A 25,670-nucleotide genomic window follows, 5' to 3' on the forward strand; every position below is an offset into this window, starting at 1 on the left:
TCTGTTACCGGCCCGGGGTCACCGGGCGGGTGATCTCGCCGTACATCTCGGGGCGTCGCCCGGAGAACACCGGGAGCTCGAACTCGCCCGGCCTGATGATCAGCCTCTTCGTCCGGGACTCCCGGATGTCGATCGCCGCCCCGAACAGCCCTTCCTTCTCCCCCGCGTCCACCAGCACCGTCCCGGAGGGGGCGATGATCTGGCTCCTGCCGATGAAGCGGGTTCCGGACTCGGAATCGGCGCGGTCCGAGATCGCGAGATAGACCAGGTTCTCCAGGGCGCGTACCCGGACCATGTGGTCGGCGAGGATGTCCGCTCCCTCCGGCCAGTTGGTGGGCATCGCGATGATGTCGGCGCCCTGCAGCGCGAGCTCGCGGGCGGACTCGGGGAACCGCAGGTCGAAGCAGATCATCACGCCGACCCGGCCGAAGGGGGTGTCGACCACCCGGGGCGCCGCGTCGACGCCCGGGTCGACGAACCGGTCCGCGCCCAGGTAGGGCAGGTGCTGCTTGCGGTACCTGCCGATGATCCCGGTGGGTCCGAGCACCAGGGCGGTGTTGTGGACGCGTCCGTCCGCCTCCTCCAGCAGGCCCACCACCGTGTGGGTGGAGTACTCACGGCAGGCGTCCACGACGCGGCCGATCCTCGGGTCCCCCGCGCTGATCGCGGCGGCGTGCGTCTCGGCCCGGGAGTCGAACAGGTACCCGGTGAGCACGCATTCCGGGAAGACCACCAGTCGCTGCCCGGTCGCGGCGGCCTCTCGCAGGGTGTCGACGACCCGATCGACGTTCGCCGCCACATCGGTTCGGTCGACGCCGATCTGAGCCACCCCGATCCGGATGCCGGTTTCGGTATCTGCGCCGGGCAAAGTGCCACCCCTTGGGTCCGCCGTGAGTTGAATATGCCCCAGAGTGGCATGCAACATGTTGCACGTCAATGCAGCTTTCGCCATTGACATGCAGCGTGCTGCATGTCAGTCTGGCCGACCAAATCGGACATTGTGCTTGAGAGGGACTGAGTCGTGCCGGAAGTAGTGATCCTCAGTGGTGCCGGAGGCGGGATCGGTGCCGCGACGGCGCGCGAATGCGCGGCAGCCGGCGTGTCCGTCCTGCTCACCGATCAGCGTGTCGATCTTGTTGAGCGGCTCGCGGCCGAACTCCGCGCCGACGGTGCCGACGCCGTGGCACACGGGCTGGACGTCACCGACGAGGAGGCGGTCGCCGGTGCGGTACGGATCGCCGTCGACCGGTGGGGCCGGATCGACGGGCTGGTGAACTGCGCCGCCACGATCGTGGCGAAACCGCTGGTCGACACCACCCTCGACGACTGGAACCGGGTCATGACCATCAACGCGACCGGGACCTTCCTGCTGTGCAAGCACGTGGTGACCGCGATGCTCGCCCAGCGGACCCCCGGGGCGATCGTCAACCTCTCCTCGATCTCCGGGACGGTCGGCCTGCCCAACCAGCCCGCGTACTGCGCCTCCAAGGGGGCGGTGCTGCAGCTTTCCCGCCAGATCGCCGTGGACTACGCCGCCTCGGGGATCCGCTGCAACGTGGTCAGCCCCGGCTCGGTGGCCACCGAGCAGCTGGCCACCTACCTGCGGTCCCAGCCCGATCCCGAAGCCGCCCGGCAGAGCCTCATCGCCGGCCATCCGATCGCGCGCCTGGCGGATCCGCACGAGGTGGCCAAGGTGGTCACCTTCCTGCTGAGCTCCGCCGCCGGCTTCATGACCGGCGCGGACGTGGCCGTCGACGGCGGCTACACCGCCATCTGAGCACGGATTTCCAGGAAGGGACTCGGAAATGTCTCGGCACACGACCTCGCCTCCGGCGAAGCGCGCCGGTCCTGGCGGGCTGCTCGACCTGCGCCGCCTCCGGGGCGGCCGGTTCTCCTCGATCTGGCTGATCACGCTGCTGCTCTTCGCCGTCAGCCCGCTGATCTCACCCGGCAGCCTCTCCGGATCCGCCGTGCTGTCGATGCTCCCGTTCGCGGCGGTGATGGCGATCGCCGCGCTCGGCCAGACCCTCGTCGTCTCGCACGGCGGCATCGACCTGTCGGTGCCCGGTGGAATGGCGCTGGCCGCGGTGCTGGCCACCAAACTGCCCGCGGTGTCGGGCGTCCCGGTCTGGGCGGCCGTCGCGCTCGGGCTGATCGCGGGCGCGCTGGGCGGACTGGTCATCGGCATCGCCGTGGTCCGGCTATCCATCGCGGCGTTCGTCGCCTCGCTGGCGGTGAACTCGATCCTCATCGGCGTGGTGCTGCAGGTCTCCAGCGGTTTCCCCGCGTCGGCCAGTCCCGCGCTGAGCGCGTTCGCGGTCGGCTCGGTGGCGGGTATCCCCAACCTGCTGCTGATCGCGGTCGTGGTGGTCGGCCTCGCGCACTGGGGCATCCGGCACACGGTGCCCGGCCGGCGCTTCATCGCGGTCGGCGCGGGACGGCCCGCGGCGCGGCTGCTCGGCCTGCCCACCGGCTCCTACGAGGTGGGCGCCTACGTGGTGGCCGGTATCTGCTACTCGCTGGCCGGAGTCCTGCTCGCCGGCTACCTGCGCACCCCGGACATCATGCTCGGCAACACCTACCTGCTCCCCACCATCGCGGCCGTCGTCCTCGGCGGCAGCCTGCTGTCCGGCGGCATCACCAACCTGGCCGCCACCGCCGTCGCCGCGCTGTTCCTCACCCAGCTGAACCAGGTGGTCCTCGCCGCCGGCGCCTCCACCGCCACCCAGCTCCTGGTCCAGGCCGGTGTGCTCGCGCTCAGCGTGGTGGCCCGCGGGGTGCCCTGGAGTTCCGTACGAGCGCGGCTGCGAAGTCGCTCCCTCAAACCCGCTTCCACGCTGTCCTCGCCCTAGAGGCCTCCCCCAACAGGAGATCGCAATGTCCCTCAGCAAAACCCGCCTGCGGACTCGTCAGTCTGTCGCCGTCCTGGCCCTCGCCGCCCTCGGCGCCGCGGGCTGCGCCGGTGGCCCCGGTGAACCGGCCGCCGCCGGCGGCGGTGTCGAGGCCGTCTACAGCGACGTGGCCCGAACCGGAGACGTCTCCCAGCTCCGCCCCATGGCCGACTTCTGCGGCACCAAGCCGGTGAAGGTCGCCCTGGCCGACGGCACCGGTGACAACGCCTTCCGCAAGACGGCTCGCGCCGAGTTCGAGGACGAGGCGAGCAAGTGTCCCAACATCACCGTGCTGCCGTACGCCGACGGCCAGAACAACCCGCAGAAGGCGATCAGCGACGTCAAGGCCCTGGTCGCCCAGGGGGTGGAGGCCCTGGTGGTCTTCCCCGACGCCGGCGAGGCGCTGCTGCCCACCCTGCGCGAGGCCTACAAGGCGGGCGTGCAGGTGGTGCCGTGGACGGCGAACCCCGGAGGCAAGCCGGGCACGGACTACACGACGTTCGTCGGCCACAACACGGTCAACGACGGCGTGACCTGGACCCGCTGGATGTGCGAGACCCTTGGCGACAAGGGCGGCAACGTGGTCTTCCTCGGCGGCACGCCGGGCAACACCCAGAGCATCACCGAGATGGTCGGCATCGAGAAGGAGCTCAAGGAGAACGCCGCCTGCGCGAACGTCAAGCTGCTGAACGACCCAGGCAAGCCGATCGACACCAACTGGAACCCGGCCCAGATGCAGAAGGTCGTGTCCGGGCTGCTCACCAAGTACCCGACCATCGACGGCGTGATCACCGACTCCGGTGACGCCTCCCTCGGTGGCATCCGCGCCTTCCTGCAGGCCGGCCGGCCGCTGCCGCTGTGGACCGCCAACGACCTCAACGGCTTCGCCTGCGCCTGGAAGGACAACTCCAAGAAGCAGCCGAACTTCCAGACCGTGACCGTGTCCTCGCGTACCTGGATCATCCGTCTCGCGCTGCGCAAGGCCGTCGCCGCGCACCAGGGAATCAAGAACGACGAGCCCGAGATCATCAACATCCCGATCTTCGAGAACACGCTCGACGAGTCGAAGGCCCCCAAGTGTGACCCCGACCTTCCCGCCAGCGCGATCCTGTCCTCCGAGCTCACGCCGGAGCAGCTCAAGCAGGCCTACAGCTGATCACTCGTTGTCTTCCGCCGGGCACGCGCCCGGCGGAACACATTGAGCCCGAGTAAGGAGTGATCCTTCGTATGGTCGAATCGACCGCTGGACTGGTTCTCCGTGGGGTGACCAAACGGTTCCCCGGCGTCGTCGCGCTCGACGGGGTCGATTTTCAGGCGCACCCGGGTGAGGTACACGCCCTGGTCGGCGGGAACGGCGCCGGAAAGTCCACGCTCATGGCGGTGGCCTCCGGTGCGCTGGCACCCGACGCGGGCACCGTCGAGATCTCGGGCTCGCCGATGCGGCAGTCGTCGCCGATCGCCGCCAGGGAGCAGGGCCTGGCCATCGCCTTCCAGCATCCGGCACTTCTCCCCGACCTCACGGTCACCGAGAACCTCCTGCTGAGCGTGCCGAAACGGCTCCGCCCCTCCTTCGGCGACGCCCAGGACTGGGTCAGGGAAAAACTGCTGCCCATGGGGATGGACATCGACCCGGCCGCCGCGGCCGGCCGGTTGACCCTCGCCGAGAAGCAGGCCGTCGAGATCTGCGGAGCCCTCGCCTGCGAGCCCGGCGTCCTGATCCTCGACGAGCCCACCGAGCCGTTCATGGTGGCCGAGATCGAGAGGCTGTTCGAGCAGGTCAGGAAGCTCGCCGCGGACGGGATGGCGGTGGTCTACATCAGCCACCGGCTGCCCGACGTGATGGCCCTGTCCGACCGTCTCACCGTGCTGCGCGACGGGCAGGTCCGCGGCACCTTCCTGGCCTCGGAGGTGACCGAGGAGGAGATCGTCACCCGCATCGCGGGACGGGAGATCGACGCGCTGTTCCCGCCGCGCCCCTTCTCGGTCGGCGACGTCGTGATGAAGGTCCGTGACCTGCGCTCGGACCGGCTCCGCGGGATCACCACCACGCTGGCCCGCAACGAGGTCCTCGGCCTCGCCGGGGTGGAGGGCAACGGGCAGCGCGAGTTCATCCGCGCGCTGGGCGGTGCCGATCCGGTCACCGGCGGCACCGTCACCGTCGACGGCCAGGCCGTCGAACTCGGCAGCCCCCGCCGGACCCGGCGGTCCGGGGTGGTGCTCATGCCCCAGGAACGGCACGTCGAGGGCGTCGCCACCGTACTGTCGGTCAAGGAGAACCTGGGCGTCGCCGCCACCGGCAGGACCGCGGTCGCCGGAGTGGTACGCGGCTCGGCGGAGAACGCGATCGTGGCCGAGGAGATCAAGAAACTCGGCATCAAGGTGGCCTCACCCGACTCCGCGGTCGACCACCTGTCCGGCGGCAACCAGCAGAAGGTGGTGCTCGGCCGGTCGCTGCTCTCCGCGCCCAAGGTGCTGCTCTGCGACGAGCCCACCCAGGGCATCGACGTCGGTGTCCGCTCCGACATCTACCACCGGCTCCGCTCCACCGCCGACTCCGGGACACCGGTGGTGGTGCTCAGCTCCGACAACGTCGAGCTCGCCGGGCTCTGCGACCGGGTGCTGGTCTTCTCCCGGGGTGAGGTCGTCCGCGAGCTGACCGGGGACCAGATCTCCGAGCACGCCATCACCGAGGCGTCCCTCACCGCCGCGACCTCGGCGCAGAGTGCCGAGGCCACCGGGCGGGTACGAGGCACCGGCCGGTTCCGCAAGCTGCTCTCCAGCGAGCAGGCGCCCAGCGCGTTCCTCGCCGTCGCGATCGTGCTGCTGGCCGCGGTGAGCGCGACCCGGAGCGACCGCTTCCTGTCCGAGTTCAACATCGCCAGCATGCTGGGGCTGCTGGCCCCCGTGCTATTCCTCGCCGCGGGCCAGCTCATCGTCATGCTCACCGGAGGTATCGACCTGTCGGTCGGCCCGCTGAGCGGGACCCTCGTGGTCATCGCGTCGTTCTACGTGCTCGACGGGTACGGCTCCGGATGGTGGATCCTCGGCTTCGTCCTGATGATCCTCGCCGCGACCGGTGTGGGACTGACCAACGGCATGCTGGTGAGATTCGCCCGGGTGACACCGGTGGTCGCGACACTGGTGACCTACACCGCGCTCCAGGGACTCTCCCTGGTCATGCGGGACTCGCCCGGAGGCTCGATCTCCACGGTCATCACCGAGGCGCTCGGTGCGCGCGTCGGCCCCATCCCGTACGCGGTGATCGTCGGTGCCGCCGTCCTGGTCGCGCTTGAGGTGATGTCCAGGCGCTCCATGATGGGGCTCCGGCTGCGCGGGGCCGGCTCGTCCGAGGAGGCGGCGCGCAAGCGCGGAATCCCGGTGGCCCGCGTCCACCTCGTGGTCTACCTGGCCAGCGCGCTGTTCACCGTGGTCGGCGCCCTGCTGCTGATGGCCCAGATCGGCGTGGGCGACCCGACCGCCGGCGTCAGCTACACGATGGCCAGCATCACCGCGGTCGTGCTCGGCGGTGCCTCGATCTTCGGCGGCCGGGGCAGCTTCGTCGGCGTCCTGTTCGGCGTCATCCTGCTGCAGGTCATCCAGAACGCCACGGTCTTCCTCGGCCTCTCCCAGTCGTGGCAGTACTGGATGCTCGGCCTGATGGCCCTGGCGGCGACAGCCGTGTACTCGCAGGCCCGTACCGCACGAGCCTAGGCGTCGAAGGGACGGAGGTGATCATGACTGGTACTTCGGATGCCGCACTCAGTCGAGGCCGCTTGAGTCTCCACCAGGGGGAGGCGCGAAGGTGAGGGCATGGACGGTGACGCACTCTACTCGATCGGTGATCTGGCCCGGCGGACCGGGCTGACGGTCAAGACCATTCGGTTCTACTCCGACCGCGGGATCGTGCCGCCGGCCGAACGCGGCCCCACGGGCTACCGCCTCTACGGCATCGACGCCGTCGCACGCCTGGACCTGGTACGGACGCTGCGCGACCTGGGACTGGACCTGCCCACGATCCGGAAGGTCGTGGACCGGGAGATCTCACTTCCCGAGGTCGCCGCGGCGCACGCCGAAGCACTGGCGACGCAGATCCGTGTGCTGCGCCTGCGGCGCGCGGTGCTGACGGCGGTGGCCAAGCGCGGCTCCACCCCGAAGGAGATGGATCTCATGCACAAGCTGGCCAAGCTCTCCGAGGACGAGCGCCGACGGCTGATCGGCGACTTTCTCGGCACCGTCTTCGGCGACCTGGACGCCGACCCCGCGTTCGGGGGGATCAGCCGCTCGATGACCCCCGAACTACCCGATGACCCCGAGGCCGAGCAGGTCGAGGCGTGGGTGGAGTTGGCCGAACTGTCCCAGGACCCGGATTTTCGGGCCGGCATGCGCCGCATGGCCGAGCGGTACGCGGCCGAGCGCGCCCACGGCGGGACCACGGGCCCGCGTCGCGATTTTGCCGCAGTGGTCCGCGACCAGGTCGGCCCGGCCCTGGCAGCCGGCATCGATCCGGTCTCGCCCCGCGCCGATCCGGTCGTCGCGGCGGTCACGGCTCAGTACGGGCACCTCCTCGGCCGCCTCGACGACATCGACCTGCGGCACCGGCTACTGGCTCTGCTGGAGACCGCGAACGACCCGCGCAGGGAGCGATACCTCCGGCTGCTCGCAGTGATCAACGGCTGGCCGGCCCCGGAAAGCCTGGCGCCGGTGTTCGACTGGTCCATCCAGGCCCTGCGTGCCCGGATACCGGGGTAGCGGGCTCTGGAGTGCACTTCCGCCTGCCCGCGTGACGTGAACGGCACTCAGGATGACCGCTTGGGACACTCCTCTCCCCGCCCGCATGAGCAGGGGTGTCCTGTTCCACCCGGAAGCCGCAGATCAGGCTCACGTCGTCTACCTGCCGGACACCACCTGGCCGGTCGGCGGAACACCCGCCGGGCTCTTCCCAAGGTTCGCTTGACACCCCGGACACCCGCGCCGACCAGGCGTTGTACGGCACGCCCCTAGCCCCCCGGGAATGGCACGTCAGGATGCACATCCTCGGCGACAACGTCAACTTCGCGGCCGGGCCCGATCTCGGCCTACGCGGTGAGGCTGTTCTCGCCGGCCTACCGCGCCCTCGACCGCAGCTTGCCCCCTGCACTCCCGGGTATCCGGCGTCAAGAACCGAAACTCCGTATTCTTTTATGCGCCATCGCGCTATACGATCTTGACCCGGCGGAGTGCATCCTCTTGCGGGCGCTTGTCCGCCACCTGGGCTACCGTTCACCTGGAGTGGATCGATCAACCCAATGAGCCGGTCCCGCGGGGGGAATCCGGCAAAATATCGCTATCTCTTCTAGTTTCGATGAATTCGTTAATTCAACGATCGCCTGGTGAAGCGAGGGGGCACGCGTGACGGCTGACGGTCTTGAGGCGCTACTCGCCGGCCGGTACGAGCTGCTGGGAGAGATCGGCACCGGGGGAATGGGCACGGTGTGGAGAGCCCGCTCGGTGGCCACCGGCGAGCCGGTGGCGGTGAAGGCTCTCCACAAGAACCTCAGCGCCGACGACGGTCTGGTACTGCGGTTCGTGCAGGAGCGCAACGTGCTGCGCGCGCTGCGCCATTCCCACATTGTCACGATGCGCGACTTCGTGATGGGGGGCGACCAGCTCGCCCTGGTGATGGATCTCGTCGACGGCAAGGATCTACGGGCACTGCTGCGTGAGCGTGGCTCGTTACCTCCCGCCGAGGCCGTACGCCTGATCGGCCAGATCGCCGACGCACTGACGCACGCCCACGCCCACGGCGTGGTTCACCGTGACGTCAAACCGGAGAACGTCCTGGTCGATGCCGCCGGACAGGCACGGCTGACCGACTTCGGCGTGGCGCGTCTCGCGCACGGCCCCGGTCTGACCCAGACCAGCCTGATCCTCGGCACCCCTTCCTACCTGGCGCCCGAAGTGGCCGACGGGCAACCCGCCACCCCTGCCGTGGACGTCTACGCGACCGGCCTGGTGCTGTACGAGCTGCTGGCCGGACGTCCGCCCTTCGTCGGCGACCATCCGATGGCCGTGTTGCGCCAGCACGCGATCTCGGCCCCACGCAGGCTGGCCGGGATGCCCGATGCCGTCTGGTCGATGATCACTGCCTGTGTCGCGAAGGATCCGGCGCGGCGGCCCTCCATCGATCACGTGGCCGCGACCGCACACGCCCTGGTGCCGGCCCTGGCCGGCTTACCCGCGCTTCCCCCGATCAGCCGGACGGCCGACCCCGCGATCACCCGCGAACCCCTGGCCCCCGGCGCGGCCTCCGACATGGCCGCCACCTCACCTCGTCCCCGTCCCGAATCACGATCGCGGCTCAGGCCGCGCCTGATCGGCGCGGCGGCGGTCACGACCGCGCTGGCCGCCTCAGCCGCGGTGGCCCTGGTCGTGAGCTCCTCCGGCGAGGCCGGTTCCACCACGCCGGTAGAGCGTGCCACGACCGCGGCCGCCCTGGCTCCCCCCATGACGGCCCGGAACACACCACCGATCCCGCAAACCGACGCCACCTCCTCGGAAGAGTCCCCGCCACCCAGGAAGCCCAAGCCCAAGCCGGTGCCCACCACCCCGCCGGTCATCACCGCTGAGCCCGCCAAGAAGGCCAAGGGCACCGCCACACCGTCGCCGAAACCCACACGGCCGAAGACGGAGGTGGCACCGGAAGTCGAGGCCCCGGCGGACACCCCCGCTTCCGAACAGCCGAAACCCCAGTGGCGGTGCAGGGCATGGATCTCCACCGGAGACGGCACCGGCACACAGATGTCACCGTGCATGGCCCTGGTCGGCGACGTCTTCCATCTCCTCGGCCGTATCCGGGGCGCCGCCGATGTGCGCTCGGACGTACACGTCCAGCTGTACAACACCGACGCCGATACCAACGTGTCCGCGCCCATGATCTGCACCGGTCTGTCACCGGCCGGCGACGGCGCGGTCGCCACCTGCGGCCCATTCACCGTCACCGCTCAGCGCACAGGTGCGAAACTCGACGTCCGGCAACGCTGGCGCAGGAGCGGCACCGCCGCCTTCGGCGGGGGCAGCGAAAGCCCCTGGACGCTCTGGTAGCTCGGGTTCCGGCGGTCTCGTCGCTCGTACCAGGTGCCCCATACGATCGCGCCGGGCTGGGCTGGTTTCGGCGCTCACCCCCAAGGGGCCGTCGCTCGGGTACGTTGAGACCGATGAGTGATCAGCGCGCGGGAATTCGTGGCCACCGACCGAGCGGGCGGGCGATGCCCGTACCACCGGCCGTACGTACCGGCCGGTGGAGACCGATGGTCGCGGCGCTCGTCGGCCTGGCCGTCGCGACCTCCGGCTGCGCCGCCTCGTCGGGTGCCGCCTCGTCGGGTGCCGCCCCCTCTGCCGCGCCAAGCCGGACAGCCGTACTACCGACTCCGACGTCACAGGTCCCAGAGCGGGCGCACGCCCGGCCCGATCCGAAGGCGGCGATCCCCAAGGATCCGGCGAAGCTGGCCGGTTCCCTGACCACCACCATCGAGGGGCTTCGACGCGCCATCAATGACTGGATCCGCAACGGGGACCCCGGCAAGGGACAGCCCCCCGAGTCTGTGGTGCTGCTGGCCCTGCAGCAGCAGCGCCTCTACCGCCATCTCGCCCGCAACCCGGAGGTCGCCTCCCGCACCTACGCCAGGCTGTCGAAGTCCCTGGCCGCGCAGGCGAAGGACAACGTGACGGCCATCCGGAACCTGCTCTCCCTGGTCCGCCCCATCAGCGGGTCGGCGAAGTTCCGCGTCCAACCGGCCAAGCCCGCCGACGTCCTGCTCGGCCACTTCAGGCACGCCGAGCGCCGGTTCGGCGTCGACTGGGAGATCCTGGCGGCGGTGATGTTCGTCGAGACCAAGTTCGGCCGGGTACGCTCACCGAGCCACACCGGCGCCAAGGGACCCATGCAGTTCATGCCGGGCACCTGGGCCGCCTACGGGATGGGCGGCGACATCCAGGACACCCGCGACGCCCTGCTCGCCGCGGCCAACTACCTGCGCGCCTCGGGAGCACCGCGCGACTACCGGAAGGCGCTGTACGCGTACAACCACTCCTGGGCGTACGTCGACGCGGTGCAACTGCACGCCCGCCAGATCAAGCGGGACATCAGGAACTACTACGCGTACTACAACTGGCAGGTCTACGTGGTGACCACCAACGGCGACCGCCGCCTCACCGGTCCCTGACAAGGAGACATGTGATCGGCAGCCTGCAGTGTGTGGTGCTGGACTGTTCTGACGTTCTCGAACTCGCCCGCTTCTACCGGGGACTTCTCGGCGGCACGGTCAACCGGCCCGACCCCCGCTGGTCGCTCGACGACGACTGGGCGACCCTGCACCTCAGGACCGGTCTGGTGCTCTGCTTCCAACGCGTCGAGGACTACCGGCCGCCACGCTGGCCCGACCCCACCCGCCCGCAACAGTTCCACCTCGATCTCGACGTCAAGGACCTCGACCAGGCCCGGCAGCAGGTCCTCGCCCTCGGCGCCACGCTGCTCGACCCCGGAGACGCCACCCGTCGATGGCACGTCTACGCCGACCCCGCAGGCCATCCCTTCTGCCTCCTCGAAGAGTGACCTCAAGAAATCACCACGCTGAGGCGGCGCGGCCCCGTTTCCTTGACGAAGGATCCCCAGCCACGTTGCTTCGTGGGGAACCCCGATGCGGGAGGCAGCACACCGGGAGATCCTCGTCTCATGGCGCGGCACCGCTACGGCAGGCCGTCCTTGTCCTCAAGCCTGGTGGTCACCTTGTTCGCGGGCGGAGCCTTGATGGAGACCCTGCTCCCCCAGCCGGTGAAGCGGGTCTCGGCGCTGAGCGTCTTTCCCTCCCAGCCGGCGCTGTCGAAGATGCCGGTGACCGGGAAGGACGTGGTCAGCTGCCGCGGGAGCCGGTTACGGTCCACGGTGAGCCTGAACGTCACCACGGTCTTGTCGCTCGACCTGATCGGCAGGGTGGCGCGGAACCAGGGCGAGACCTTGGCGAGCCGGCCGAACGTGGTGGTGCCGGTGTAGGTGTTACGCGTCTGCTTGGCCCCCTTGAGCAGAGCGGCGAGGGTCGCCGGCTCTGCGACGTTCACCAGCTGGCTGAACCAGCCGGCCACGTCGCCGGTCATGCCGTCCGGGCTCTTGTACCAGCTCTTGCCGCTCGGCATCTTGTCGCGGTAGGTGCCACCCCGGGAGTAGCTCGTGGTGCCGATCCGGATCGTCCGCCCGGGGGCGAACATGCCGTTGAGCTGCCCGATCCTCGGGTCGACCGGCGCCGCGCCTTTCGAGCTGATGTCCGAGGCGACGATCCCGGCCCTGCCGAACTGGAACGAACCCGTACGCTTGAGGTAGGGCTCGGTCTTGCCCTCCTCCTTCATCTAATAACTCCCGTGGATACCCCGGCCTTCAGGCCGGGGAGGAAACGGGAGCGGGAAGGCGCTCTAGCGCCTGAGCGTGCCTGGACCCGCACGACCCACCCCACCCAACACTTAACTGATCTTGCAGTAGGGTGTGAAACATGGCGCAGATCGTGAAGCGGGCATTCAAGTTCCGCTTCTACCCGACGGACGAGCAGGCAGCGGAGCTGTCTCGCACGTTCGGCTGCGCCCGCCTCGTCTACAACAAAGCCCTCGAACACCGCACCCGCGCCTACACCCAGGAAGGCCGCCGCGTCTCCTACGTGGAGTCCTCGGCCGCGCTCACCGCGTGGAAGAAGACCGAGGACCTCGCGTTCCTGTCCGAGGTGTCCTCGGTCCCGCTCCAGCAGGCGCTTCGCCACCTGCAGGCCGCGTTCTCCAACTTCTTCGCCAAACGCGCGAAGTACCCCACGTTCAAGTCCCGTAAGAAGTCCCGGGCGAGCGCCGAGTACACCCGTAGCGCCTTCCGATGGAAGGACGGCCGGATCACCCTCGCGAAGATGAACGGGCCACTGGACATCGTGTGGTCGCGTCCGCTGCCCGAGGGGGCCGAGCCGTCCACGGTGACCGTGTCGAGGGACGCGGCCGGGCGCTGGTTCGTGTCCCTGCTGGTCGAGGAGCGCATCACCCCGCTCCCCCCGGCCGCGAGTACGGTTGGGGTGGACGCGGGCCTCACCGCCCTGGTCACCCTCTCCACCGGGGAGAAGATCGTCAACCCCGGGCACGAGCGGGCCGACCGCAAGCGCCTGGCCAAGGCTCAGCGCAGCCTCGCCCGCACGGAGAAGGGGTCGAACAACCGGCGGAAGGCGAAACTCAAGGTCGCCCGCGTCCATGCCCGGATCGGTGATCGGCGCCGTGATCACCTGCACAAGGTCACCACTCGTCTCGTCCGTGAGAACCAAACGGTCGTGATCGAGGACCTCACCGTGCGCAACATGGTGAGGAACCACAGCCTGGCCCGCGCGATCTCGGATGCGAGCTGGCGTCAGATGCGGTCCATGCTGGAGTACAAGGCCGCCTGGTACGGGCGGGAACTCCTCGTCGTGGACCGCTGGTTCCCCTCCTCCAGGCTGTGCTCGGCGTGCGGGGCGATCCAGCGGTCCATGCCATTGGGCGTCCGGGACTGGGTGTGTGCCTGCGGCGCCGCCCATGACCGGGACGTCAACGCCGCGAAGAACATCCTCGCCGCCGGGCTGGCGGAGAGGTAAAACGCCTGTGGAGCCGGTGTAAGACCTCAAAGGGGATTTCTCCTGGCGGGCGACTGGCGGTGAAGCAGGAACCCTCACGGGCGACCGTGGGAATCCCCCTCGTTTACGAGGGGGAGGATGTCAAGGTGCTGAGTTCGGTGAACTTCACACCCTGGCCCGCGACGAGCCGGCTCTTCAACGCCTTGACCGGGTCTGCGGGAGCGGGAGCGGCCTGGGCGGGAGCCGCGGCCACGAGCAGGGCGGCCGTGGCCACCGTGACACTCGCGATCACTCGCTTCATATGGATTCCTTGGTCGTCCGACAGGGAGAAGAAAAAAGAAAGCCTGCCGGACCTTGATCACGAGCGCGTCTCGAAATATGTAACTCCGCACGAAAATCCGATCAGCTGGACTTTCTCGCCATATTTCCGCTAACCCTCCGAGCAGGAACGACGCGGCTCCGTCGAACTCGATCGAGCCATGTCTCAGCCTGAATCCATGGCGTGATTCCTTGTGATTGTTTTCTGGTCCGATTACTCCACGAGGACGAATCCCGCAGGTCAGAGCCCAGATTGTGGCCGTGAAGGGGCCGCCGCGCGCGGGTCGCGGCCGGTCCGGTGTCCTTCCGGGGCTCGGGGCCGGTGGATGTGGCGGCAGCGCCGGGTGACCTTCTCCAACTGTCGCACGTTGCCCCAGGTGAAGGCGCGCAGGAACGACCCCGCGGACCCCTACCGAACAGCAGCGATGACTTGAAGGCTCAGGTACGGCATTTCCGTACACCAGGCCCCCGACAAGAAAGCAATTTTCAACGCGGTGCAGCTGCACGCCCGCCAGATCAAGCGGAACATCAGGAACTACTACCCGTACTACAACCGGCAGGTCTACGCGGTAACCACCAACGGCGACCGCCGCCTCACCGGCCCCTGAGTTAGCGAAGGGCTAGGGTGACTTCCGTGTTCGAGATGCGCCCTGCGACCGGTGATGACATCGGCCCTGTCGCTGATCTGATTCGGGCGCGCGCCGCCTGGATGCGGGAACGCGAGATCGAAGGCTGGGACGGTTGGCACGAGAACGCTGACATGCTCGCCGGGCAGGCAGGCATCTCGGACATCCCAGCGTGGGTGCTGGTACACACAGCCACCGCGACCATAGCCGGAGTGACGAGCGTGTTTGAGAACACGCCATCACTTGGCTGGCCAGATGAAGCCGAACGCGCCGAATCTGCGCTGTTCCTAGCCACGACCGGGTTGCGTCCACGGAGGTGGTGTACAGGTTTCCCCAGGTAGTGGGCGTGGCGCCGTGAAATGAGGACGGCCATCGCGTGATCCTTCGAGTGCGAACTTCAAGATCGAAGGAGAAGAAAGCGATGGCCGTGAACAACAGTGTGGACCCCGCGAGCTGGCTGGCGGAGCAGATCAAGCACGGGAACCCGGATCTGTTGCGATCCATGGTGAAGACCATGGCCGAGACGTTGATGTCGGCCGAGGCCGACAGCCTGTGCGGCGCCGAGTACGGCACCCGCAGCGATGAGCGCACCAACCGGCGCAACGGCTACCGCGTTCGCGACTGGGACACCCGGGCCGGCACCGTCGAGCTCGCCATCCCGAAACTACGCTCAGGCTCCTACTTTCCCGACTGGCTGCTGGAACGCAGACGCCGGGCCGAACAAGCCCTGATCAGCGTGGTGGCCACCAGCTACCTGCTCGGGGTCTCCACCCGGCGGGTGGACAAGCTGGTCGAACAGCTCGGCATCAAACACATCTCCAAAAGCCAGGTCAGCGAGATGGCCAAGGTGCTGGACGCCCAGGTAGAGGCCTTCCGCACCCGGACGTTGGACGCCGGCCCGTATGCGTTCGTCTGGCTGGACGCGTTGACGCAGAAGGTCCGCGAGGGTGGGCGGATCATCAACGTGCACGTGCTGGTGGCCACCGCGGTCAACGCCAACGGCAACAGGGAGATCTTGGGGTTGGAGGTCACCTCCGCCGAGGACGGCGCCGGCTGGCCGGCGTTCCTGCGCGGCCTGGTGACGCGCGGCCTGTCCGGCGTGCAGCTGGTCATCTCCGATGCCCACGCCGGGCTGGTCGGCGCGATCGGCGCGACCCTGCCAGGCGCCTGCTGGCAGCGCTGTCGCACGCACTACCTGCGCAACCTGCTCACCACGGTTCCGAAGTCGGCGCAGCCGTGGGTGGCGACCTTGGTGCGCACCATCTTCGACCAGCCCACCGCCGAGCAGGTGCGCACCCAGCACGCCTGGGTGATCGAGGCGTTGGAGGCCAAGTATCCGGCCGCGTGCGAGCATCTGGACGCCGCCCGGGAAGAGCTGCTGGCCTTCGCCGCCTTCCCTCGGGAGATCTGGAAGCAGATCTGGTCGAACAACCCGCAGGAACGGTTGAACAAGGAGATCCGCCGCCGCACCGACGTGGTCGGGATCTTCCCCGACCGGGGCTCGATCGTCCGTCTTGTCGGTGCGGTTTTGGCCGAGCAGACCGACGAGTGGACCGAGGCTCGCCGCTACATGGGGCTGGATGTTCTGGCCAAGGCCCGGATGCGGGTGATCACGAGCGACACACCGCAGCAGAAACCCATCCCGCAGACACTTACCGCTTAACCTGCAGAAACAGGATCACGCGGAGATCAACTCGTACACCACTTCGCTGGACGTGACCCACGACCGTGACCGATCCCGCCTATGCCCACCACAAGCCGGGCAGTTTGATCACCTGGTGGGCGTTGCACCAAGCAGCGCTTCAAGGGCGGTCTTGGGTAAGACGGGGCGCCGGCCCGTTTCCCGGTCTCGTTGCCTACTACGAGACGCAAGGCTGGCGGGTGGTGCGGACCTTCCAGCAGGGCGGCGCAACCGGGTACGCGCTGGCTCGCCGCGCTGAGCCGCAACCCCATCTCCCGGCCCTGGGAATGCGTCTCAACTGAACGCGGCGGCGGCTTGCTCAACCATGCATCGTTTGTACTCCGCCGTGAAGTGCCAGCGCTTGGGTCGATCAGCCCGAGGCCCTCTGGCCTCCAGGTCGTGCTTTGCCACCGCCACAGCCCCCCACCCCTCCCATAGCGAGAACTTCATCACCAAACATCCTGTTTTAGCCTGACGCAGGGTGCCCGGATCAGACCCCGCCTCGACCGTCTGGGCGTACGAACTCGTGGACGGCTTCGGGATGCCGGGTGTTCTTACGAAGGGGTGTGGCCGTTGAGGCGGGCCGACACCTGGGCGGGGATCAGGTCGAACTGCCAGCAGGCGCCGCAGTCCCGGCAGCGGGCCCCGTCGGGGAACGGCAGCCGATAGGTCCACTCGGCCCGGACATGCTCGCACCCGGCCAGGCGCCCGTAACTGCGGGCGCATCGTTCGGCGGTGACCGACTCGGTGGCTGTCACGATCAGCGGCGTCTCCCCCTGGACACGCCCGCAGTGCGGACAGGACTTCAGGGGCGTCCTCTTCAACCGGTCCTCGATGTGTTCTTGCTCGGTGGCCAGCCGCAGAAGTTCCCCGGCCGTTTCGGCGACCAGGTAGCGGGTCAGCCCTGCGCGCATGTCCCGCTCGGTCAGCACCCGGCCGGGGGTACGGCGCGCGAAGAACACCTCCCCGCGACTCTGCCTGGTCTGCCACCCTTCGATCACCGGCCCAGGCCCCAGCAGGTTCCCCGCGGTGGAAGCCAACAGGTCGAATTGCTTGGACATCGCGTCCTCCTCCATGGTTGCCGCTGTGGTGAGGCGTGACGGCGCCACCCCTCCATGACCAACGCCGTCACGCCCGTTCATGGGTTCACCACCCCGCCGCAGGAGGCCGGAGCAGTACGGGGGAATGGTTGAACAAGGTGGTGATCAGGCAGGCGTCCGCGTCGAACGAGCAGCAGACCGCCAGCAGAAACAGCGGCGGCCTCCTCTCCCGGCCACCGTTGCCCAGCCGGCAGAGCCGGGTGACCTGTCCCCACACCAGGTCGACGGCCCGCTGCCCGTACTCCTCGCCCCGGACCGGCACGAGCCGAAACGGCTGCTCACGGTCACGCTCGAAGGCCAGGAAACACCCCTGGCGGAGATTCTCCGCAGGCCACACGACTCCCCCGGCAGCCCTCCGGAGCGATCTCGCACACCGATGATGCGCGATCATGCCGGGTACGCCGCTCTCTGCTCCGGCTCCGGCAGCGGCTGGATCCGCCGCAACTCCGCGTACCGCAGGGCAACCCGATGCGCGGCCCGGTCAGGCTCGGCCAGCGAATGCCGGGCGTAGACCGGACGGTACTGACGAGGGTTTCACCCGGTACGCCACCAGAACTGACCCTCGCGACACCACACGATCAAATCCACCCACACCGACACGAGCGCCAGCCCGTACCCGTCATGCACATCAGCCGCGATCCCGTACTGGGCCAGGGCTTCACGGAGCTCCTCGGCAGCCTCCACCGCACTCGCATCGATGCGGGAAATGCCCTGTTCAGGAGGGGGTGGACAGGTCTCGTCCAGGTTGCTGTCTGCCGTCGCCATGCAGCCAGGGTAAACAGAATCGTGGATGCCTGTCTACCCCGTCCTACCCCGTATGATCCCACGATGCGCATACAGACCCCTGGGAATGGCTTTCTATCGTAGGTAGCATGATCGATTTTGAGCCGGACCGGTCCCGCTGGGAACAGATCGCCGATGTCCTTCGCCAACGCATCACCACAGGCGAGTACGGCCCCAAGCACCTTCTGTCGGAGGTTCGGCTCGTCCACGAGTTCGGCGTAGCCAGGGACACCATCCGCAAGGCACTCCGCCAACTCCGCACAGAGAAACTCGTCTACACCGTCCCCAACCTCGGCAACTTCGTCGGCCCCGGCCCCGACGATCCGGAAGAAGCCAAGCCAGAGAACAACCCCGACAAATAACACCTCACACCCATCACCTGGGGAAACTCACACACCACTTCCGTGGACGTGACCTGGATGATGATCTTCTGGCCGACCATTCAAGGGGAAAGGGTCGAACGTAACTTTTCGTCCCTAAGCAGCGAGAGCACGCTAGGGAGAGCGTCAGCGAAGATCCTCTCGGCGTGCTCAGACATCGCCTTGCGTAAAGCTGTGTGATAGTTGGTCCTGCATACGCCACTCCAGGTAGCGCATCTATTCCTCCCTCTGTTCCTTCCGTTACTGCCCGGGCACCTGAGGGAGTTCGAGAGGCGTGCCTTCGGGGTAGGAGAACCCGACCCGGACGGTGCCATTGCCCGCCGGGAAGCGTCTGGCCGTCTTAAGGTCTTTAGCGGCGCCGCGCTCCTCGCAACCAAGGACGTCAACCTTGATATTGGCCTAATCGATCCCCACGATGAGGATGCGGCGACGCCCAAGATGCTCACCGAACTTACCTTCGTCTTGTCAGTGGATCTTCGCGGTGCGCTGACGGAGTTGGAGGCGCCGACAGAGGAACACACCGATCTGCCAAAGCACGTGGACTCCCAGTGAGGCTGAAGCTTGGGAGATAGATCATCGACGGCGGTTTATGACCCAGTGTTCGGTATGCCGGAGTTACGAGGTATCCGGAAGGCGGTGGATTGGCTACACAAGACCGAGCACGACATGAGGCGGTGCAAGGTTCACACAGCGTATCCGCAGGCGCAGCCATCTTGGTTCGATTTGAACCGATGCTAGCGCTGCCTTTGCCCCGTTCCAGATTGTCGGGCAAACTGTGCACGTGGTCCCCGCAGCGAGGGCTCACTGCCGAGGGGAGTGGCGGATGCCAGAGCAGATCAAGGATCGCTACTACCTCATCAAGGGCTCCAGGAGAACCGGTGGTCTCGCCGAGGTTCAAAGAGCTGTTGACATAGAGGCAGAAGGATCGCAGGTCGCGATCAAGTTCATTCGAGGCGTGCCAGATGAACGGATCACACATCAGCTCTTTCAACGAGAGACTGAGGCTCTTCGCGCCGTTCACCATCCTAACATTGTCAAGCTGCTGGATTCTGGTTGGGACTCGGGGCGCGAAAGCCATTATCTAGTTTTGGAATGGCTAGATGATTCTTTCTCGGACGTTCTAAACAAGCAAGGCCCATATTCTTGGGATAATCTCTCTTCGAGCGTTGCTCAGCCACTTGCCGAGGCGCTGGCACATGCGCACCTCAAAGGAGTAGCGCACCGCGACATAAAGCCGCAGAACGTGCTATTCAATAGCTCAGGGGCTCCGAAGTTAGCCGACTTTGGTATCGCCAAGATGCAGGAAAAGCTGATTCCACCCGGCCTGACCGTCGGCGACTTCAGATCAGAACCGTACACACCGCCAGGCGTAGACGAGACTTCTTTTCCATATGCACGCGATGTCTATTCGTTTGCCGTGCTTCTTATACAGGCACTGACCAAAGATACTTTACGGCAGCACGGGGATATTCAACCTGCATTAGCACGGATCGACGTTCCACCGGACATTCGACGACTCCTAGAGGAATGCGTTAATACAGATGCGTCACAACGTCCAGCAAATGGCTCCGTATTAGCCCAACGCCTGAATAGCATAAAAGAGGCTCGGGCGGTCCGTGTAGACGCTGGGATTATCTGGCTCCAATTGACAAAAAGCGCTATTAGGCATGTTCTTGGAGAAAATGCGCTCGAGGATCGTCAGGTCGCTGCAAATCTACTACAACGAGACCTCAGCCGTGGAGGGTCTGCGGAATTTAAGTTTGATTCAGCTAACCAGAGGCACGACAAACAAACGATCTATCTCACTGGTCATGATTACCAGATAACCCTCAAGCGCAACCAGACCGAGCCAGCTCTAGTGGTGGTAGGGGTTAGGAAATGCGAAGAGGAATGGCGCGACAAGGCACAACGTGTAGCACTTTCTCTCGGGCGAAGCTTCTCATTCCAATGCTCCCCTCCGTCTGATATTAACAAGGCTCAGACAGGCATTGATGCTTTCATTGATGCTCTTGAGGAGCATAAGCTGGCTCGCCAAGAAGCCCGTTTGGTTGCACAGAACCGTCAGGAGCAGAACGAACTTTTCAATAAGTGGCTGCAAGTCCTTGATGCACGTGAGGACCTCGCACGTGGTGAGCGTCGCCCTCTCAGCTATCACGGCCGTGAGGTAGCTAAGAACGGCAGAGAGGTAACGTTCTCACTAACAGAGTCGGTTAGCCTCGACCTTCTGGGGCAGGAATGGGATGTCGTGATCCCAGAATCACGACGGACGTTGGCTAGAGGAGAAGTAGTAAGACAGGAAGCTGATTATGTCACTCTGTCGCTACGCCGCGAAGGACGCAATCTGCCAAATCGGGGGCAACTCGTCCCGTATTTGGAGGCGACAAAGATAGCTCTTGTACGCCAACAGGAGGCGATCGAGAAGATCAAAAATGGGACTGCGGCACGGTCTGACCTGCGCTCATTGTTACTCGACCCCACCACATGCGTAGCACCCGAAAGCTTCCCCATTGAGGATTGGCAACGAAGCGAACTAGACCAGAGTAAGCGAGCGGCTGTCTCCTACGCCCTCGGCTCGAAGGATTTCCTGCTGATCCAGGGGCCACCTGGTACAGGGAAAACGAGCGTAATCACTGAGATCGTTGCGCAGCTTCTCCGGCAGAATCCAGAGGCACGTGTACTGATCGTCAGCCAGACCCACGTCGCCGTGGATAACGCGTTGGAAAGACTTGATGCGGCCGGCATCCCAGGGTTGGTTCGTCTCGGACGCCCAGAAGATCCTCGTGTAGATCCCGCTGTTCAGCATCTACTTCTGGACAAGGCTATGGAGCGATGGGCACGCGAGATCCAAAAGCGAGCTGAGGATTATCTTGCGGAAGAGTCCAAGCGGCTTCGCATCGACAAATCTTACCTTCGAGCTGCCCTGAGCCTTCAGCAACTTGCAAATGTATTGGCCGAAGTAGACATTGTACAGAGAAGGGTGAAGGCGCTCTCCAACTCTGCCCCGTCCTCTGACTTGGCAACCGGCCTTGGACTAGCCGAGGATATGGAAGCTACTCGCGATCTCCTGGATAGATTGTTCGAGCGCAAGGAAGAGCTGATCAAAGCAAGTCGTAGTGATCTTGCAGGGGCTCTCACTATTCGAGAGGCGATTAGCCAAGAGGAAGCACGAGATGCCGTAGAACTGTTACTCGATGGTGAGAGCTCAGCTCGACACCTCTTGCAGGTACTTAAACTCCAGGCCGACTGGATGTTGAGACTAACATCCGATAAGCATTTAGCAAATGTATTTCTGAAGACCGCGAACGTTGTTGCGGGTACCTGCATAGGATTCCTTGGGCATTCCGCTGTTCGTGATCTAGATTTTGATTTGTGTATCCTAGATGAGGCGTCCAAAGCGACTGCAACAGAGGCTCTCGTCCCTCTCGCCCGTGCCCATAAGTGGATATTAGTCGGCGACACACGCCAACTGCCACCTATGGACGAAGAACTTCTTCGGTCGAAGGCAAAGCTTGAGGAGTATGGTCTGGACCCTCAGTTCGTTTCTACCACCGTCTTCGACTATTTGATCAAGGAGACCGCATTTCCAATTCAGCAGGAATTAGTCGAGCAATACCGAATGATTAGGCCAATCGGCGACCTGGTTTCCACCTGCTTCTACGACGAAAAGCTCAAATCTCCAATAGTTGATGGAATAAAAGGTTACGATGCACTGTGGGGCCCCGTATCATGGATTGACACAGGATGTCTGGGCTCGGAGCGATTTCAGCAAGAAGGGCCAAACGGTGGCATCGCAAACCGCGCTGAGGCCGCCCTGGTCGTGGACAGGTTGAAATCAATCGACACTGCGATTGGTCTTGGTGCTATCAAGCCCCCCAGTGGGCGTAAGCTAAACCTTCTGATCATCGCACCCTACAGGCTCCAGATTGACGAGATCCACCGCAAGTTTACTGGAATCAAGCTCCAGCATCTAAACGTTGAGATTCAATCCGTAGATGCGGTTCAGGGAAAGGAAGCAGATTTTGCAATCTTTTCTGTAACCCGAAGTAACCCCCAAGGGAAACTCGGTTTCCTCGGCGATAAATACTGGCGGCGAATCAATGTGGCACTGTCCCGTGCTCGATATGGCTTAACGGTCATAGGTGATGCTGACTTTTGCCGATCAAGCCCAGGAGCGTTACAGAAGGTGGTGAACTACATGGAAGAGCATCCACAGGACTGCAAGATTTCGGAGGCTGAGCGTGTTCGACTCTGACGCTGCAACCGCTAAGCGATATGAGGCAAGCCGACCTGGCCTGCGACTTGTCGCGGTCGCTGACGCTGCCCTCCCTGTCACTCAGTTGACAGTGGATGTCCTAGCGCAAGAGCGGAAGCCGCTGCCCTTGCTCGACGAGTTTGTTATCCGACTTGCTGATATGGGAATCCATGATCCAGCTCAAATGGCCAGCGTTCTTGGACTGGATCTCAAGCTCGCCGAATCCGCAGTGGTCGAACAGTTAGCAGCAGATAATCTCGTGCGCTTGCCTAGCCGAAAGACTCTTGTCGGGCTGACAGCCCAGGGGCGTGTCATGGCAGTAGAGCTCGAGTCGACTCGTCCAGTTCAGCGTCCGCTGCCCATCACCTTTGACCGGTTAGCTTGGGCCGTTTCATCATATCGTCCAGAATTTCTTGTGCAGAAGAAGGAAGCCGAGGATGCAGGTCTAATTATCTTGCCAGCAGCACGTAGTCAACGCATCTTGCCTTCTGATGTAACGGTTGCAAGCCTGAATAAACTGATCTCGGGCAGCGATAGGCGTGAAGGTAAGCTAGACGTTCTCGCTGTCGAACGTGTGTCACCGAAAAAGCATCGTTATCTCCCAGTAAAGCTCTTGATCTTTGCGGATGATGTGCGTGCAGAGGTGCAACTTGGGGTTGTGGTCGATGGTCAACTCAGCCCGCTCCACGAACGCGCTTTGTTGAGCGTCGGAGGGCCGAGTGCCCTCGGCATCAACATTGGCGAGCCCGCAGAACGCCTATCTCTTCCGGACGACCTCGAAGCTGTCAGGGTTCCCCTAACAACCTACCCCGCTGCTATTCCTACTAAATCTGATGAGGTTGAATCTGCCGCAGTTCCACTGCACAGCAAATTCGAAGTTCGCGACATTAGCGTTCATGAGCACCCAGAGTTCTTGCGGGAAGCTCTTACCGGGAGTGCTCGACGACTTCTTATTATCGCTCCGTGGGTCAAAAATTCGGTGGTAGATACTACGTTCATCGGAAATCTAGAAAGACTGCTTCGCCGTAAGGTGAAGATCCACATCGCCTATGGAATAGGCGATGACGATCGCGACAGTCACGAACGTGCACTCTCGCGACTGAGAAATCTCGCTACCAGGTTTAAAGAGAACTTCACCTTCGCGCGACTGAAGAACTCACATGCCAAGATTCTAATCTCGGATAGAACTTGGATAAATACCAGCTTCAATTGGTTATCGTTCCGTGGAGATCCTAGCCGCACGTACCGGATGGAGGAAGGGATTCTAATTCGAAGCTCAAGTCATGTGGACGAGGCATACGAGAAATATCTTCGAATGATTGAAGAGCAGAGCATTTCATCGTAATGCCTGCCCTATGCACTTTTTCGAAATAAAGTCGGCCACACGCGCCCGTGGCCGACGTCATCAGACCATCCCTACAGATCAGTAGCGATGATCCTCTCGATGTTCCGTTCGGCGAGGGCCGTGATGGTGACGAACGGGTTGACGCTGGTGTTGCCCGGGATCAGGGACCCGTCGATGACGTACAGGCCCGGGTAAGCCGCAAGACGCCCGTAGTTGTCGGTGGCCTTGTTCAGCACCGCGCCGCCGAGCGGGTGGTACGTCAAAGTGTCGTTCCAGATCTTGTAGACGCCGAAGAGGTCGGTCCGGTAGATCGTCCCCTCCTTGGAGTTGATCTTGTTGAAGATGGTCTTGGCCATGTCGATGGACGGCTGCTTCCAGGCGAGCTGCCAGTTCAGGTCGACCTTGCCCGTCGCGGCGTTCCAGGAGAACTGGGCCCGGTTCGGGTTCTTGGTGATCGACAGGTAGAGCGAGGCGTAGGTCTCGATCCCGGTGGGCAGCGGGGCGACCTCGGCGAACGCGCCGCCGGCGTCCCAGTTGTCGATGCCGGAGCAGGGGATGGTCGACTGGAGGCTGCCGGTCGGGTCCCACAGGTGGTTGGCCCGGCCGCACATGACGTTGCCGTTGTCGCCCCAGCCCTTGCCGATCTCGGAGTTCAGGTTGGGCAGCGCGCCGGTGGCCTTCAGCCTGACCAGCAGCTTGCTGGTGCCGACGCTGCCGGCGGCGAAGAACACCTTGTCCGCGGTCACGGTCTTGGTGGTCGTGACGGCGCCGGTGGTGTTGAGCTGGTCGATGACGACCGTGTAGCCGCCACCGGCCGCCGGGGCGACCGAGGTGACCTGGTGCAGCGCCGAGACGGTGACCCTGCCGGTGGCCTTGGCCTGGGCGATGTAGGTCTTCTGCAGTGACTTCTTGCCGTGGTTGTTGCCGTAGAGGATCTCACCGGCCAGCGCCGACTTGGTGACGGTTCCGGCCGCCTCCTGCTTCATGTAGTCCCAGTCGTAGACGTCGGGCACGAAGACGAACGGGAAGCCGGAACGCTGGGCGTGCTTGCGGCCGACCCGGGCGTACTGGTAGCAGGCGGTGGTGTCGAACCAGGCCGGGTCGATGGTGCCGACCCCGAGCCCGGCGTTGGCGCGCGGGTAGTAGGTGTTGTACATCTCGTCGGCGTTCACCGACGGCAGGATGGCGGCGAAGTTCTCCCGCTTGGGAGTGACCGCCATCCCGCCGTTGACCAGCGAGCCGCCACCGACGCCGCGGCCCTGGTAGACGGTGATGCCGCCGAACTCCTCGGCGTCCAGGATGCCGGTGTAGCGAGGGATGTCCCGGTCGATCGGGAAGCCGAGGAAGAAGTTGAGGGGTGCCTTGGTCTTGGTGCGGAGCCAGTAGGAGCGCTGGTCCGGCGAGGTCGTGTTGCAGAAGATCTTTCCGTCGGAGCCCGGGGTGTCCCAGGCCATGCCCATCTCGATCATGTGCACGTCGACGCCCGCCTGGGCGAGGCGCAGGGCGGCGACGGAGCCGCCGTAGCCGGTGCCGATCACCAGGGCCGGGACACGGGCCCCGTCGGCGATCGGAACGGCTGCGCGTGCGGCTTTTGCCTGGGCTGCTGTGGCGGGAGTCGCGAGCGCCGCGACTCCCAAGATAGAACCGGTTCCAGTGATGAATCCACGGCGCGAGATGCCTTCGGAACCTG

21 protein-coding genes and 1 pseudogene are annotated in these 25,670 nt (G+C 65.0%); 15 read left to right on the forward strand and 7 right to left on the reverse strand.

Going from position 1 to position 25,670, the window contains the following annotated elements; translation table 11 throughout:
* Positions 1–4: 4 nt before the first annotated feature.
* Positions 5–868: a carbon-nitrogen hydrolase family protein gene (locus ACQP0P_RS43195; protein ID WP_433367620.1), complete on the reverse strand. Its 864-nt coding sequence runs from the start codon at positions 866–868 to the stop codon at positions 5–7.
* Between the two features lie 153 nt (positions 869–1,021).
* Between ACQP0P_RS43195 and ACQP0P_RS43200 the strand changes: the two genes are divergently transcribed.
* The 8 genes from ACQP0P_RS43200 to ACQP0P_RS43235 all read left to right on the forward strand — a co-directional run bounded on the left by ACQP0P_RS43200 (position 1,022) and on the right by ACQP0P_RS43235 (position 11,481).
* Positions 1,022–1,777 carry an SDR family NAD(P)-dependent oxidoreductase gene (locus ACQP0P_RS43200; protein ID WP_433367623.1) on the forward strand — a complete coding sequence of 252 codons (756 nt, stop codon included), beginning with the start codon at positions 1,022–1,024 and terminating at the stop codon, positions 1,775–1,777.
* A 28-nt stretch (positions 1,778–1,805) separates the two neighbouring features.
* A complete protein-coding gene (locus tag ACQP0P_RS43205) occupies positions 1,806–2,852 on the forward strand; it encodes an ABC transporter permease (RefSeq protein ID WP_433367626.1) in 1,047 nt (348 codons plus the stop codon).
* A gap of 25 nt (positions 2,853–2,877) precedes the next feature.
* A complete protein-coding gene (locus ACQP0P_RS43210; protein ID WP_433367629.1) occupies positions 2,878–4,047 on the forward strand; it encodes a substrate-binding domain-containing protein in 1,170 nt (389 codons plus the stop codon).
* Between the two features lie 71 nt (positions 4,048–4,118).
* Positions 4,119–6,602, forward strand: a complete 2,484-nt coding sequence (locus tag ACQP0P_RS43215; RefSeq protein ID WP_433367632.1) for an ATP-binding cassette domain-containing protein — start codon at positions 4,119–4,121, stop codon at positions 6,600–6,602.
* Positions 6,603–6,701: 99 nt separating this feature from the next.
* A complete protein-coding gene (locus ACQP0P_RS43220) occupies positions 6,702–7,640 on the forward strand; it encodes a MerR family transcriptional regulator (RefSeq protein ID WP_433367635.1) in 939 nt (312 codons plus the stop codon).
* 639 nt (positions 7,641–8,279) lie between these two features.
* A complete protein-coding gene (locus ACQP0P_RS43225) occupies positions 8,280–9,971 on the forward strand; it encodes a serine/threonine-protein kinase (protein WP_433367638.1) in 1,692 nt (563 codons plus the stop codon).
* A 113-nt stretch (positions 9,972–10,084) separates the two neighbouring features.
* Positions 10,085–11,092, forward strand: coding sequence for a transglycosylase SLT domain-containing protein (locus ACQP0P_RS43230; RefSeq protein ID WP_433367641.1), 1,008 nt, complete (start codon positions 10,085–10,087; stop codon positions 11,090–11,092).
* A gap of 11 nt (positions 11,093–11,103) precedes the next feature.
* Positions 11,104–11,481, forward strand: coding sequence for a VOC family protein (locus ACQP0P_RS43235; protein ID WP_433367644.1), 378 nt, complete (start codon positions 11,104–11,106; stop codon positions 11,479–11,481).
* Between the two features lie 134 nt (positions 11,482–11,615).
* On the opposite strand, the gene ACQP0P_RS43240 is transcribed toward ACQP0P_RS43235, so the two are convergent.
* Positions 11,616–12,269 (reverse strand): hypothetical protein, encoded by a 654-nt coding sequence (locus ACQP0P_RS43240; protein ID WP_433367647.1) that lies wholly within the window; start codon positions 12,267–12,269, stop codon positions 11,616–11,618.
* A 140-nt stretch (positions 12,270–12,409) separates the two neighbouring features.
* Here ACQP0P_RS43240 and ACQP0P_RS43245 point away from each other — a divergent pair.
* Positions 12,410–13,602 (forward strand): annotated as a pseudogene (locus tag ACQP0P_RS43245) (RNA-guided endonuclease InsQ/TnpB family protein); the annotation flags it as partial.
* A 17-nt stretch (positions 13,603–13,619) separates the two neighbouring features.
* Here the strand turns inward: ACQP0P_RS43245 and ACQP0P_RS43250 are convergent.
* Entirely contained in the window at positions 13,620–13,796 is a 177-nt protein-coding gene (locus ACQP0P_RS43250; RefSeq protein WP_433382505.1) for a hypothetical protein, read from the reverse strand.
* A gap of 651 nt (positions 13,797–14,447) precedes the next feature.
* On the opposite strand from ACQP0P_RS43250, the gene ACQP0P_RS43255 reads away from it, so the two are divergent.
* Both ACQP0P_RS43255 and ACQP0P_RS43260 read left to right on the forward strand, forming a co-directional pair.
* Positions 14,448–14,780, forward strand: coding sequence for a hypothetical protein (locus ACQP0P_RS43255; RefSeq protein WP_433367650.1), 333 nt, complete (start codon positions 14,448–14,450; stop codon positions 14,778–14,780).
* 80 nt (positions 14,781–14,860) lie between these two features.
* Entirely contained in the window at positions 14,861–16,102 is a 1,242-nt protein-coding gene (locus ACQP0P_RS43260) for an IS256 family transposase (RefSeq protein ID WP_433367652.1), read from the forward strand.
* A 572-nt stretch (positions 16,103–16,674) separates the two neighbouring features.
* On the opposite strand, the gene ACQP0P_RS43265 is transcribed toward ACQP0P_RS43260, so the two are convergent.
* The 3 genes from ACQP0P_RS43265 to ACQP0P_RS43275 all read right to left on the reverse strand — a co-directional run bounded on the left by ACQP0P_RS43265 (position 16,675) and on the right by ACQP0P_RS43275 (position 17,985).
* Positions 16,675–17,181, reverse strand: coding sequence for a hypothetical protein (locus ACQP0P_RS43265; protein WP_433367655.1), 507 nt, complete (start codon positions 17,179–17,181; stop codon positions 16,675–16,677).
* A gap of 85 nt (positions 17,182–17,266) precedes the next feature.
* The gene (locus ACQP0P_RS43270; protein WP_433367658.1) at positions 17,267–17,557 is read right to left on the reverse strand and encodes a hypothetical protein; all 291 of its coding nucleotides are present in this window, start codon (positions 17,555–17,557) and stop codon (positions 17,267–17,269) included.
* A gap of 197 nt (positions 17,558–17,754) precedes the next feature.
* Complete coding sequence (locus ACQP0P_RS43275; RefSeq protein WP_433367661.1) at positions 17,755–17,985, reverse strand: hypothetical protein; 231 nt, start codon at positions 17,983–17,985, stop codon at positions 17,755–17,757.
* 107 nt (positions 17,986–18,092) lie between these two features.
* On the opposite strand from ACQP0P_RS43275, the gene ACQP0P_RS43280 reads away from it, so the two are divergent.
* The 4 genes from ACQP0P_RS43280 to ACQP0P_RS43295 all read left to right on the forward strand — a co-directional run bounded on the left by ACQP0P_RS43280 (position 18,093) and on the right by ACQP0P_RS43295 (position 23,980).
* On the forward strand, positions 18,093–18,365 hold the full coding sequence (locus tag ACQP0P_RS43280) for a GntR family transcriptional regulator (protein WP_433367663.1): 273 nt from the start codon (positions 18,093–18,095) through the stop codon (positions 18,363–18,365).
* A gap of 201 nt (positions 18,366–18,566) precedes the next feature.
* A complete protein-coding gene (locus tag ACQP0P_RS43285) occupies positions 18,567–18,935 on the forward strand; it encodes a hypothetical protein (RefSeq protein ID WP_433367665.1) in 369 nt (122 codons plus the stop codon).
* 271 nt (positions 18,936–19,206) lie between these two features.
* Positions 19,207–22,635 (forward strand): AAA domain-containing protein, encoded by a 3,429-nt coding sequence (locus ACQP0P_RS43290; protein WP_433367668.1) that lies wholly within the window; start codon positions 19,207–19,209, stop codon positions 22,633–22,635.
* Positions 22,636–22,762: 127 nt separating this feature from the next.
* On the forward strand, positions 22,763–23,980 hold the full coding sequence (locus tag ACQP0P_RS43295; RefSeq protein ID WP_433367671.1) for a hypothetical protein: 1,218 nt from the start codon (positions 22,763–22,765) through the stop codon (positions 23,978–23,980).
* A 71-nt stretch (positions 23,981–24,051) separates the two neighbouring features.
* Here ACQP0P_RS43295 and ACQP0P_RS43300 read toward each other — a convergent pair whose 3' ends face one another.
* A complete protein-coding gene (locus tag ACQP0P_RS43300) occupies positions 24,052–25,617 on the reverse strand; it encodes a GMC oxidoreductase (protein ID WP_433367674.1) in 1,566 nt (521 codons plus the stop codon).
* Positions 25,618–25,670 lie beyond the last annotated feature (53 nt).

It is taken from the genome of Streptosporangium sp. CA-115845, assembly GCF_050943795.1.
Lineage (GTDB): Bacteria > Actinomycetota > Actinomycetes > Streptosporangiales > Streptosporangiaceae > Streptosporangium.